The sequence below is a fragment of the Flavivirga jejuensis genome (genome assembly GCF_030540765.1).
Lineage (GTDB): Bacteria > Bacteroidota > Bacteroidia > Flavobacteriales > Flavobacteriaceae > Flavivirga > Flavivirga jejuensis.
In genome coordinates this window covers 500,020-512,748 of the sequence record NZ_JAUOEL010000003.1, presented here as the reverse complement: position 1 = coordinate 512,748, position 12,729 = coordinate 500,020, and the positions used below count along the sequence as shown (strand labels likewise).

Annotated in this window: 8 protein-coding genes; all 8 read left to right on the top strand. The window is 34.7% G+C overall.

Going from position 1 to position 12,729, the window contains the following annotated elements; all coding sequences use genetic code 11:
* The first annotated feature begins 27 nt into the window (after positions 1–27).
* Positions 28–1,776: a helix-hairpin-helix domain-containing protein gene (locus Q4Q40_RS10750; RefSeq protein WP_303301796.1), complete on the top strand. Its 1,749-nt coding sequence runs from the start codon at positions 28–30 to the stop codon at positions 1,774–1,776.
* Positions 1,777–1,785: 9 nt separating this feature from the next.
* On the top strand, positions 1,786–2,316 hold the full coding sequence (locus Q4Q40_RS10745) for a DUF3341 domain-containing protein (protein ID WP_303301795.1): 531 nt from the start codon (positions 1,786–1,788) through the stop codon (positions 2,314–2,316).
* Positions 2,317–2,324: 8 nt separating this feature from the next.
* Positions 2,325–2,876 carry a c-type cytochrome gene (locus tag Q4Q40_RS10740; RefSeq protein WP_303301794.1) on the top strand — a complete coding sequence of 184 codons (552 nt, stop codon included), beginning with the start codon at positions 2,325–2,327 and terminating at the stop codon, positions 2,874–2,876.
* Positions 2,877–2,898: 22 nt separating this feature from the next.
* A complete protein-coding gene (locus tag Q4Q40_RS10735; RefSeq protein ID WP_303301793.1) occupies positions 2,899–4,254 on the top strand; it encodes a quinol:cytochrome C oxidoreductase in 1,356 nt (451 codons plus the stop codon).
* A 29-nt stretch (positions 4,255–4,283) separates the two neighbouring features.
* Complete coding sequence (locus Q4Q40_RS10730) at positions 4,284–5,351, top strand: cytochrome c oxidase subunit II (protein ID WP_303301792.1); 1,068 nt, start codon at positions 4,284–4,286, stop codon at positions 5,349–5,351.
* Between the two features lie 27 nt (positions 5,352–5,378).
* Positions 5,379–7,172: a cytochrome c oxidase subunit I gene (locus Q4Q40_RS10725; RefSeq protein ID WP_303301791.1), complete on the top strand. Its 1,794-nt coding sequence runs from the start codon at positions 5,379–5,381 to the stop codon at positions 7,170–7,172.
* A 350-nt stretch (positions 7,173–7,522) separates the two neighbouring features.
* A complete protein-coding gene (locus Q4Q40_RS10720) occupies positions 7,523–11,740 on the top strand; it encodes an Ig-like domain-containing protein (protein ID WP_303301790.1) in 4,218 nt (1,405 codons plus the stop codon).
* Between the two features lie 29 nt (positions 11,741–11,769).
* Positions 11,770–12,726 (top strand): PorP/SprF family type IX secretion system membrane protein, encoded by a 957-nt coding sequence (locus Q4Q40_RS10715; protein WP_303301789.1) that lies wholly within the window; start codon positions 11,770–11,772, stop codon positions 12,724–12,726.
* Positions 12,727–12,729: the final 3 nt, after the last annotated feature.

Below are 12,729 nucleotides of genomic sequence, written 5' to 3'. Positions count from 1 at the left end.
TAACTAAGTAACAATTATAAAAGGATTATGGCGTCTCATTACGAAGCACCTATTAGAAGACCTTTAGTTTTAGGCGAAAAATCATACCACGACGTTACTGTGGATGTGGCAAAACCTGTAGAAGGAAAAGCGAATAAAGCTTGGTGGATAGTTTTTTCTATATCACTAGTAGCTTTTCTATGGGGAATTGGATGTATTATTTATACAATATCAACAGGTATTGGAACTTGGGGTTTAAACAAAACTGTAGGTTGGGCTTGGGATATTACTAACTTCGTTTGGTGGGTTGGTATTGGTCATGCAGGAACACTTATTTCTGCGGTACTTTTACTATTCCGTCAAAAATGGAGAATGGCAATTAACCGTTCTGCAGAAGCAATGACTATTTTCTCGGTTGTGCAAGCAGGTTTATTTCCAATTATTCACATGGGGCGTCCATGGTTAGGATATTGGGTACTACCAATTCCAAATCAATTTGGATCACTTTGGGTAAACTTTAACTCGCCATTACTTTGGGATGTATTTGCAATATCTACATATTTATCGGTATCACTGGTATTCTGGTGGACAGGTTTATTACCAGATTTTGCCATGCTTAGAGATAGAGCAATCAAACCTTTCCAAAAGAAAATATATTCTCTATTAAGTTTTGGATGGTCTGGTCGTGCTAAAGATTGGCAACGTTTTGAAGAAGTATCTTTGGTACTTGCAGGTTTAGCAACACCATTAGTACTTTCTGTACACACGATTGTATCGTTTGACTTCGCAACATCGGTAATTCCAGGTTGGCATACCACGATTTTCCCACCTTACTTCGTTGCTGGAGCAGTATTCTCTGGGTTTGCTATGGTAAATACACTTCTTATTATTATGAGAAAAGTGTGTAGCCTTGAAGATTATATAACAGTACAACACATCGAATTAATGAACATTGTAATTATGATTACAGGTTCTATAGTAGGTGTAGCATATATTACAGAGTTATTTATTGCATGGTATTCTGGTGTAGAGTACGAACAATATGCATTCTTAAATAGAGCAACAGGACCTTACTGGTGGGCATATTGGGCAATGATGACCTGTAACGTATTCTCTCCACAATTCATGTGGTTCAAGAAATTAAGAACAAGTATTATGTTCTCTTTCTTAATCTCTATTGTAGTAAACATAGGGATGTGGTTTGAGCGTTTTGTAATTATTGTAACATCATTGCACAGAGATTATTTACCATCATCATGGACTATGTTCTCACCAACATTTGTAGATATAGGAATATTTATAGGAACCATAGGATTCTTTTTTGTATTATTCTTATTATACTCAAGAACATTCCCAGTAATTGCGCAAGCAGAGGTTAAAACAATTTTGAAATCATCTGGAGAACGTTATAAGAAAATTAGAGAAAGAGGCGATAGTTTAGTAGGAACTGGAGTGGATGTAAGAACTTCAGGAGGGCAAGCACCAACACCAGCTGCAGAAACAGCTACTGAAGCAGAAGATAATTCAACAGAAGATAACTCAGCTAAAGTAAATGACTTACTTGGAAGTATAGGAGCCTTTGATGCTGCTACACAAGAAGCTGATGACTTGAAGCAAGTAAATGGTATCGGACCTAAAATGGAAGAAACACTAAATAGTATTGGTATTTATACCTTCCTTCAGGTTAGCAAGATGACGAAAAAAGAATATGATTTGTTAGATTCAATTACAGGTTCTTTCCCAGGAAGAGCTGAACGTGATGATTGGTCGGGACAAGCTAAAAATTTAATAAAATAAATATAGTCAATGGAAGCTTCAAAAGTTATTCACGCTATTTATACGGATGATGATGTATTAATGTCGGCTGTTAAAAAAGTTAAGGCAGAAAGACATCACATTGAAGAGATATATACACCATTTCCAGTTCACGGACTAGACAAAGCCATGGGGTTAGCACCTACACGTATCGCTATTACAGCATTTATGTATGGTTTAGTTGGTTTAACAGTTGCTATCACGATGATGAATTTCATTATGATTGAAGATTGGCCTCAAAATATTGGGGGTAAACCAAGCTTTAGTTATATAGAAAACATGCCAGCATTTGTGCCAATTATGTTTGAGTTAACGGTGTTTTTTGCAGCGCACTTAATGGTAATAACATTTTACTTACGTAGTAGAATGTGGCCATTTAAACAAGCTGAGAATCCAGATACTAGAACTACAGATGACCATTTCTTAATGGAAATTGCTGTTCATGGAAATGAAAATGAATTAGAAAACTTGCTTAAAGGTACAGGAGCAGTTGAAATTAATTTAGTTGATAAAGCCCATTAATAATAAATATGAAAAGCTTAATTAAAATATTAGTAGTAGCAGTGGTTTTAGTTGCTGTATCATGTAAAAAAGATACAGCTCCAAACTATCAATTCATGCCTAATATGTATGAATCTGTAGGATATGAAACTTATGGTGAAGCAGCGTTTTCTAATGGAGTAGAAGCACAATTACCTGCAGAAGGATCGATCCCAAGAGGGTATGTGCCTTTTGATATTGATAATACAACAGCAGGTTATGAGTTAGCAAAAACGACATTAGTAAGTACTTTAGATTCAACGCAAGTTGATTTAGAAAGAGGGAAAGCATTATATGATATATACTGTGGTATTTGTCATGGTAATAAAGGGAATGGACAAGGAAAACTTGTAAAGCGTGAAAAAATCCTTGGTATTCCAAGTTATGATGATGCAGGAAGAGCCATAACAGCAGGAAGTATTTACCATACTATTTATTATGGTAAAAATGCCATGGGTTCTTATGCAAACCAATTGAACAAAGAAGAACGTTGGCAAGTAGTATCATACGTGTTGAAGTTGAAATCAGATTTAGAAAAGTAAGATTGATAAGATTATTATAGATATGTATACATTTTCAAATAAGTTAAAGACATTTTCTATCATTCTAATGGTTTTAGGATTATTAGGTGTTGGATATGGTTTTATGGCATCTCATAAATCTTTAGATGAAGTAAAGACAATGCTAGCTGAAGAAGCATCTCATCATGGAGGTGGTCATGCAGAAGAAGCAACACATGCTGTAGCAGATACACATGCGAAAAAAGGACACGGGGAAGCAGCACATGCTGTCGATGCACATCACGGTGATGAACATGCAAAACACGTACAACACCAAATACATAACAGACCATGGTCTGCTTTATACGTAGCAGCCTTTTTCTTTATGATGATTGCTTTAGGAATTTTAGCCTTTTATGCGATTCAAATTGCATCTCAAGCAGGATGGTCTCCAGTATTATTTAGAGTCATGGAAGGTATGACTGCTTATTTATTGCCAGGTGCTTTAATAGTGGTAGCTATAGCAATGTTCTCAGGAGATCATATTTTTATTTGGATGAATGAAAACATAACAAATCCAGATCATGCAGATTATGATAAATTAGTAGATGGAAAATCAGGTTGGTTGAATAAAACGGGGTTTTTAATTCGTGCACTTATATTTATAGGAGGATGGAGTTTATACCGTCATTTCTCTCGTAAGTTTTCAATTGCTCAAGATACAGCAGAAGATAAGAGTAACTTTAAAAAGTCATTCCGTATAACAGCAGGATTTTTAGTATTCTTCATATATACTGAGTCTATGATGTCTTGGGATTGGATTATGAGTGTAGACCCACACTGGTTCTCAACATTGTTTGGATGGTATGTGTTTGCTAGTATGTTTGTAAGTGGAATAACCGTATTAAGTTTAATCACTTTGTATTTAAAGACAAAAGGACAACTAGAGTTTGTAAACGAAAATCATTTACATGATGTTGCTAAATTTATGTTTGCATTCAGTATTTTCTGGACGTACTTATGGTTCTCACAATTCATGCTTATTTGGTACTCAAACATTCCAGAAGAAGTAACTTATTTCGTAACACGTTTCGAGGATTATCAATTACCATTCTTAGGGATGGTCGTTATGAACTTTGTATTCCCAATATTAATGCTAATGAATGCCGATTACAAACGTATTCCTTGGTTTGTTGTTATGGCAGGATTAGTGATATTAGCAGGACATTATATTGATGTTTTCAATATGATTATGCCAGCAACTGTTGGAGATAGATGGTTTATAGGAATTCCAGAAATAAGCTCAATATTACTATTTGCAGGGTTATTCATATTTATAGTATTTACAGCTTTAACAAAAGCACCATTACTAGTAAAAGGATATCCTTTTAGAAAAGAAAGTGAAGAATTTCATTATTAATAAGATATAAATAAAGACGAACGAGAACAATGACTGCTTTATTAACAATTATAGTTTTAGTATTTATTTTAGTAGCAATCTGGCAAATGGTGAAGATCTTCGATTTGGCTCAAGCTAAAAACGAAAACACTCAAGTTGCTACAGATAAGGATAACACAATGAATGCATATTTAATGATGGGCTTTTTAGCTTTCATTTATATCATTACTATTGTATGTTTTGTAAAATGGGGAGATTTACCTTTAATGTCTAATTCTGCTTCAGAGCATGGACCGACTATTGATAATTTGATGATTATCTCTATGGTAATTATCTTCATAACGCAAACCATAACACAATTCTTATTACACTATTTTGCCTATAAATATAAAGGTGAAAAAGGAAAAAAAGCATTATTCTTTGCTGATAATAACAAACTAGAAGCCATTTGGACTATCATTCCAGTAATTGTTTTAGCAGGTTTAATTATTTACGGATTAAACACTTGGATTAACATTATGGGTGTAGATGAAAGTGATGATCCTCTAGTCGTTGAATTATATGCACAACAGTTTAACTGGAAAGCCAGATATGGTGGTGCAGATAATACTTTAGGTAAAGCCAATGTACGTTTAATTGATATAGACCGTGCAAATATCTTAGGTTTAGATGAATCAGACCCTAATGCGCAAGATGATGTCATTACTACAGAGTTACATTTACCAGTAGGTAAACCTGTATTATTTAAAATGCGTTCACAAGATGTATTACACTCGGCTTATATGCCGCATTTTAGAGCCCAAATGAACTGTGTACCAGGAATGATTACACAATTTGGTTTCACGCCAACAGTTACAACGGTTGCTATGCGAGAAACACCCCAAATGCAAGAAAAAATTAAAAGAATTAATAATATTAGAGTTGAGAATAGTAAACCGCTATTAGCAAAAGGAGAAGACCCTTTAGAAAGTTACGAATTTGATTATTTATTATTATGTAATAAAATTTGTGGAAAGTCTCACTATAACATGCAAATGAAGATAGTTGTAGAAACTCAAGAAGAATATGATGCTTGGATTAAAGAGCAAAAAGAATTCAAAAACTCTCTAGTTAACTAATTTAAAAGATAAAAACGATATAAGATTATGTCAGCACACGCAGATACTCACGACCACGACGACGACCACGGACATCATCATAAAGAAACGTTTGTAACTAAATATATATTTAGTCAAGACCATAAAATGATTGCTAAGCAGTACCTTATTACAGGTACTATAATGGGCGTTATTGGCGTATTAATGTCTATGATGTTTCGTATGCAAATCGCATGGCCAGAAGAACCTAATGTATTGTTTGAAGCATTATTAGGTAAATGGGCACCAGATGGCGTTATGGATGCAGACATTTATTTAGCATTAGTAACTATACACGGTACCATTATGGTATTTTTTGTATTAACAGCTGGCTTAAGTGGTACGTTTAGTAACTTATTAATTCCATTACAAATTGGTGCACGCGATATGGCATCAGGCTTTTTAAATATGGTATCATATTGGTTATTCTTCCTATCAAGTATAATCATGGTCATATCTTTATTTGTTGAAGCAGGGCCTGCCGCAGCAGGATGGACAATCTACCCACCATTAAGTGCTTTACCAATGGCTCAAGGAGGTTCTGGAATGGGGATGACCTTATGGTTAGTGTCTATGGCTATATTTATTGCCTCTTCATTATTAGGATCACTTAACTATATAGTTACTGTAATTAACTTACGTACTAAAGGTATGTCTATGACAAGACTTCCATTAACGATCTGGGCATTTTTTGTTACAGCTGTTATAGGTGTCGTATCATTCCCTGTACTATTATCGGCAGCCTTATTGTTAATAATGGATAGAAGCTTTGGAACATCATTCTTCTTATCTGATATATTTATTCAAGGTGAAGTATTACATTATCAAGGAGGATCTCCAGTTTTATTCGAACACTTATTTTGGTTCTTAGGACATCCAGAAGTATATATAGTAATATTACCAGCAATGGGTCTGGTGTCCGAAATTATGGCATCAAACTCACGTAAACCAATATTTGGTTATCGAGCCATGATTGCCTCAATATTAGCAATTGCATTCTTATCAACAATCGTATGGGGGCACCATATGTTTATTTCAGGAATGAATCCATTTTTAGGGTCTGTATTTACATTTACAACTTTATTAATTGCAATACCATCAGCCGTAAAAGCATTTAACTGGATAACCACACTCTGGAAAGGTAATTTACAGATGAATCCCGCCATGTTATTCTCAATTGGTTTTGTATCAACATTTATAACAGGAGGTTTAACGGGAATTATTTTAGGAGATAGTGCCTTAGATATTAATGTACATGATACTTATTTTGTAGTGGCTCACTTCCACTTAGTAATGGGTATCTCTGCATTGTATGGTATGTTTGCAGGGATCTATCATTGGTATCCTAAAATGTTTGGGCGTATGCTTAATAAGAATTTAGGTTATATCCATTTTTGGATAACAGCCGTTTGTGCTTACGGTGTATTCTTCCCGATGCACTTTATAGGTATGGCAGGATTACCACGTCGTTATTATACAAACAGTAACTTCCCTTTATTTGATGATTTAGCAAACGTAAACGTTATTATTACCATATTTGCTTTAATAGGTGGGGTGGTTCAAATCGTTTATTTATACAACTTTTTTAGTAGTATTTTCTTTGGAAAGAAAGCAGTTCAAAATCCATGGAAATCTACAACATTAGAATGGACAGCTCCAGTAGAACATATGCATGGAAACTGGCCAGGTGACATACCACATGTTCATCGTTGGGCTTACGATTATAGTAAACCAGGACATGATGTCGATTTTGTTCCTCAAAACATTCCTCTTAAAGATGGGGAAGAAGAGTTACAGCACTAGTAAATATTATTCTTTATTATATAAAAAGCCTTTCTAAATTTATTTAGAAAGGCTTTGTCTTTTAGTAGTTTATCCTTTTTTATCTCATTTTCAAGTAAGTTTTTTACTACAAAAAAGGTGTAAAAACGAAATTTAAACCTTAAAAAGAGCACTTAAAAAGCTTTGAACCTCGCTTAAATACAGATTTAATCGATAAAATGTAAAAAAAATACAAAATAATCGATGAAGTACAATAAAATCCGTTAAATTGCACATCGAATAAACTTATGTTTAGAATTTTACTTAAAAATTAAAAGTAAAACGAACACAATTTTATTTAAAGCTATTAATATGATTTTAACTACTCAATTATGAAACCAACATTACTATTTAGAAATGTATTAAAAAATACATTCTATGTTTTGCTGTTACTTTGTGCTTCATTTTCAGTTTCTGCGCAATGCCCCACGATACCAGTTACAAATCCGTCACCAATATGCGATGCGTCTGGATTGACTTTTAACGATCTAATGAACGCGCCATATAATTTTGTGACAGATGAGGGGGACGGTGTTGTTTGGTATGATGCCTTAACAGGGGGCAATTCTTTTAATTTAACAGAACTGGTTCAAGAAAGGACTTATTATGTTGATGATATCTTTGGTTCCTGCAGTGGTTCTAGAGAATCTATAACTATAGATTTTACAGTGGATCCTACTGGGCGCGTTTTAGATCGTATTTATTGTAGTAATGTAAGCCCAACTATACAAGATTATATAGACGAGGTGTTGACTACGAGTATTCCATTAGGTGGTAGCGTTGAAGTTTATTACCCTTCTGCTCCTCCAAATCCTCATACTCTAGCAAATCCTACAGATGTATTACCACCTTTTGCAACAAATGTACTTATAGCATTTGTTGATAATTTAAGTTGTAAAAGTCAATTTGAGTATGGCCAAATATTTGTGATTAGTGCACCGCAAGACCCAACACCTACAAGTCCACAAGAATTTTGTGCAAGTGCGAATCCTACAATAGCAGATTTAGATACAGGTACTTTAGCTACTAATATTAACTGGTATCAAAACCTTGATGGTTTTGGTAACCCTATATTACCATCATTACCACAATCTACACCATTAGTAGATGGGAATACATATTATGTACAAATAGATGATATATTCTGCGATAGTAATCCAATACCTGTAATTGTAAATATTGATGCTCAGGTAGATGCAGGTACTTCAGCGATTATGCCGCCATATTGTGAAGATGACATTCCTACTACGGCACCTTTCAATTTATTTGATGAATTGGGAGGTTTTCCACAGACAACAGGTAATTGGACAAGTTCAACTTCTTTAGCAATAACTAACGATCATTTAGGAACCGTAGATATCTCAACATTGATTGCAGGTACTCATGTGTTTACTTATACGATTCCAAGTAATGGCGTTTGCCCTCCTGGTATTTCAACGGTATCTATTATAATTTATGAAACACTTACTTCGGGTACACCATCGACCATAACAAACCCTACAACATTTTGTGAGGCAGGTTTACCAGCAGCATTTGATTTGACAACCTTATTAAATGGAGACGAAGATCCTAATGGTCAATGGAGATTAGGAACCCTAAGTACCGACCCTATAGTGACGTCACCAATAGATTTAACCACAGGTACTTTTACACCCGCAACTTATAATTTCACATATACACAGAATGTTTTAACACCATGTCCAGAAGAATCTACAACAGTCCAAGTTGTAGTATTGGCAGACCCGAATGCTGGGACAGCTATAAATGACACATTTTGTGAAAACGATTTGGCAACAAATTCTCCTTATAGCTTATTTGATGCTTTAGACGGATCTCAAGATAATAATTTAGGAACTTGGACAGATGCAACAAATGCAATAATAACAAACCCAATAGATATTACAGGACTTACTTTAGCAGGAAGTCCTTATACATTTAATTATACAATTGATAACGGAACCTGTTCTGATACAGAAGCAATAACACTAACAGTTCTACCTGCGCCAGAATCTGGAACACCAATAGCAACTTTCCCAGAGTTTTGTGAAGGAACAGTACAAACAGTTAATTTATTTGATTTATTGACTGGAGAAGACCCAACAGGAACATGGAATGATGATGATACCTCTGGTGCATTATCAGGAAACGAGGTTACAATTGGAGGTCTTGTATTTGGAACTTATGATTTTACATTTGATGTAGATGCTATAGGGGGTTGTGATGATACCAATGTGACAGTATCCATTATAATAAATCCATTACCAAATACAGGTACACCAATACCAGCGATATATTGTGAAAATGATTTAGGACCGACACCTACTTCTTTAAATTTATTTGATCAACTTACAGGAGAAACAGGAGGAGGTGTATGGACCGATGATAATACTACAGGAGCATTAACAGGTAGCAATCTAGATTTAACAGCTCTAGCGATAGGTTCATATAACTTTACATATATTATTACAGATGTTAATACATGTACAAATAGTTCAATAGTAACAGTAACAATTAATGATGCTCCAGAATCAGGAACACCAGTAATGCCTTTTTCAGAATTTTGTGTTGTAGATATCACTGCTGCTCAAACGGTAAATTTATTTGATTTACTAACAGATGAAGACCCAACAGGAACATGGAGCGATGACGATGCTTCAGGAGCATTATCTATAAATACAGTAACTATTGATGGTCTTGCACCTGGAACTTATAATTTTACGTATGATGTCACTAATATTGGAACTTGTGACGATGTAGATGTAACCGTATCAATTACTATAAACGATACACCAGTACCAACAACAAATGCAACTCAAGAATTTTGTGATGTAGCAACAGTTGGAGATTTAGTCGCAACAGGAACTACAATACAATGGTATGATGATGCAACAGGTGGTACTGCTTTAGTTGGGACTGTAGCTTTAATAGACGGAGAAAACTATTTCGCAACAGATACGGATGCAGTAACAGGATGTGAATCTTCAACAAGAACAGAAGTAACGGTTACAATACATCAATCTCCAAATGCAGGAATTGCTGTTAACCCAGGAATTCTTGAATGTAATGATACAACAATAGATCTTTTTGATGGATTAGATGGTACTCAAGATGGAGGAGGTATCTGGTATGAAGGTCCTGATAATACTGGAGCAGTAGTAGTAACTCCAACGACCTATGATGTAACAGGGTTTAGTGCTAATAGTTATGAATTTACATATTATGTAACAGCTTCTTCACCATGTGTAGATGACAGTACAACAATAACAGTTACTATAGAAGAGCCTTTAAGTGCAGGAACTTCCAATGGAGATCCTACATTCTGTAGTACAGATGGAATCTTCGATCTAGATTCTAATTTAACAGGCGCAAGCCCTGGAGGAGAATGGACCTTTAATTCAGCAGTGATTACTAATCAATTTGATCCAGCAATAGGTCAATCAGGAACATATACATATACAACCTCTAATGCATGTGGTAACTCAAGTACAAGTTTTGATATATCTGTCACACCAGCACCAAATGCAGGTACTAGTGCTCCAGTTTTAATATGTGTGATTGATGGACCAACAGATTTATTTGCCTTTTTAGGAAGTGCAGATACAGGAGGCACATGGTCACCAGCATTAACCAGTGGAACAGGAGTTTTTGATCCTTTAGCAGATACCGATGGTGTTTATACATATACTGTGACAGCAAATTCACCTTGTGCAACAAATGCGACCGCAGATATAACAGTAACAGTTAGTGATATTATACCGCCAGTTGTAAATAATGCAACCATGACGTTTTGTTTAGTTGATAATCCAACAGTAGCAGATTTAGACGCGGCTTTAACGGTAACAGGAGCCATTACCTGGTATGAAGATGCTACTTTAACAACACAACTTAATACTACAGATACCTTAGTAGATGGTGAAGATTATTATGCAACCCAAAGAAATGCTTCTGGTTGCGAATCTTCAATAAGCGTACAAGTTGATGTTATTGTTAATGATACACCAACACCAACAATACTCAATCCAAGTGTAGAATATTGCATCAATGATGGACCAACAATTAACGACCTCACATTAAATATTGCTGAATATAATGCATCAACAGATAATATCATTTGGTATGATGAAGAAACAAATGGCGCCACTATTTCTAGTAGTTCAATTTTAAATCATGATACTACTTATTATGCTGTTTTAGTAGATGCTATTACTGGCTGTGAAAGTAGTGTTCGTTTAGAGCTAACAACAGATTTAACGTCATGCGGTAAATTAGTACTCCCAGATGGGTTCTCACCAAATGGTGACGGTACTAATGATACCTATGATTTTGATAATTTACATATTCTATATCCAGATTTTGTAATAGAGATATTTAATCGTCATGGAAACATTGTTTATAAAGGAAATGCTAATACACCAAGATTCGATGGGATATCCAATCAATCCAGAACACTTGGAAGTGGCGATTTGCCAGTAGGTGTCTATTTCTACATTTTCAATTTCAATGATGGCGAAAATAAACCAGAACAAGGACGCTTATACTTAAGCAGGTAATTTATATATAAAGCAAAATTTAAGAAACAATGAAACATTTAAATATATATTATAAAATAGCTGCTTTGTTAAGTTTGACTTTCCTGTCATTACAAAGTTTTGCACAACAAGACCCTCAATTTACACAGTATATGAATAATATGAGTGTTATTAATCCAGCTTATGCAACAGCACAAGAGGCTATTCTAAATTTAGGAGGCTTATATAGAACACAATGGGTTGGCATTGAAGGCGCTCCAAATACAGGAACCTTTTTCGCTCACACACCTATTAATGATAAAATTGAAATAGGGATTTCGTTTACAAACGATAATATTGGTGATATTGTAAGTGAAAATAATATTTACGCAGATTTTGCCTATGTATTACGAGTAGGGTTTCAAGCAAAATTATCGCTTGGTATTAAAGCAGGAGTGACATTATTTGATGTTAATTTTGATGGGTTCAATTTACAATCGGGTAACACATCAACAGATTTGGCATTTAATGAAAACGTTAACAAAACATTCCCGAATTTAGGTATTGGAGCATATTACTTTACAGATAACTATTATATCGGTTTATCTGCTCCAAATATGTTAACATCAAAACATATAGAAACAGAAAACGGTGTAAAATCTACAGGTGTTCAAGACATTCATTATTTTTTAACAGGAGGTTATGTTTTTGATATTAATAGAGATTTAAAATTCAAACCCGCCTTTATGGCAAAATCGGTTAGAGGCGCCCCTTTAGCACTTGATATAACGGCAAACATGTTATTTAATGAAAGGTTTGAAGCAGGATTGGGGTACCGATTAGATGATGCTATAAGCGGCTTAGTAAGTTTTAGAGTTTCACCAGAATTAAAAATTGGATATGCTTACGATTTTACAACCACAAACTTAGGGGATTTCAATTCAGGATCTCATGAAATATTTATTCTGTTTGATATTGATTTATTCGGACTTAAAGGAGGATACGATCGTTCACCTAGATTCTTCTAAACA

Bases quoted from the DNA above. Each gene is read 5' to 3' on its own strand.
- Q4Q40_RS10750 (WP_303301796.1), top strand. From the start codon at position 28: ATGGCGTCTCATTACGAAGCACCTATTAGAAGACCTTTAGTTTTAGGC.
- Q4Q40_RS10745 (WP_303301795.1), top strand. From the start codon at position 1,786: ATGGAAGCTTCAAAAGTTATTCACGCTATTTATACGGATGATGATGTA.
- Q4Q40_RS10740 (WP_303301794.1), top strand. From the start codon at position 2,325: ATGAAAAGCTTAATTAAAATATTAGTAGTAGCAGTGGTTTTAGTTGCT.
- Q4Q40_RS10735 (WP_303301793.1), top strand. From the start codon at position 2,899: ATGTATACATTTTCAAATAAGTTAAAGACATTTTCTATCATTCTAATG.
- Q4Q40_RS10730 (WP_303301792.1), top strand. From the start codon at position 4,284: ATGACTGCTTTATTAACAATTATAGTTTTAGTATTTATTTTAGTAGCA.
- Q4Q40_RS10725 (WP_303301791.1), top strand. From the start codon at position 5,379: ATGTCAGCACACGCAGATACTCACGACCACGACGACGACCACGGACAT.
- Q4Q40_RS10720 (WP_303301790.1), top strand. From the start codon at position 7,523: ATGAAACCAACATTACTATTTAGAAATGTATTAAAAAATACATTCTAT.
- Q4Q40_RS10715 (WP_303301789.1), top strand. From the start codon at position 11,770: ATGAAACATTTAAATATATATTATAAAATAGCTGCTTTGTTAAGTTTG.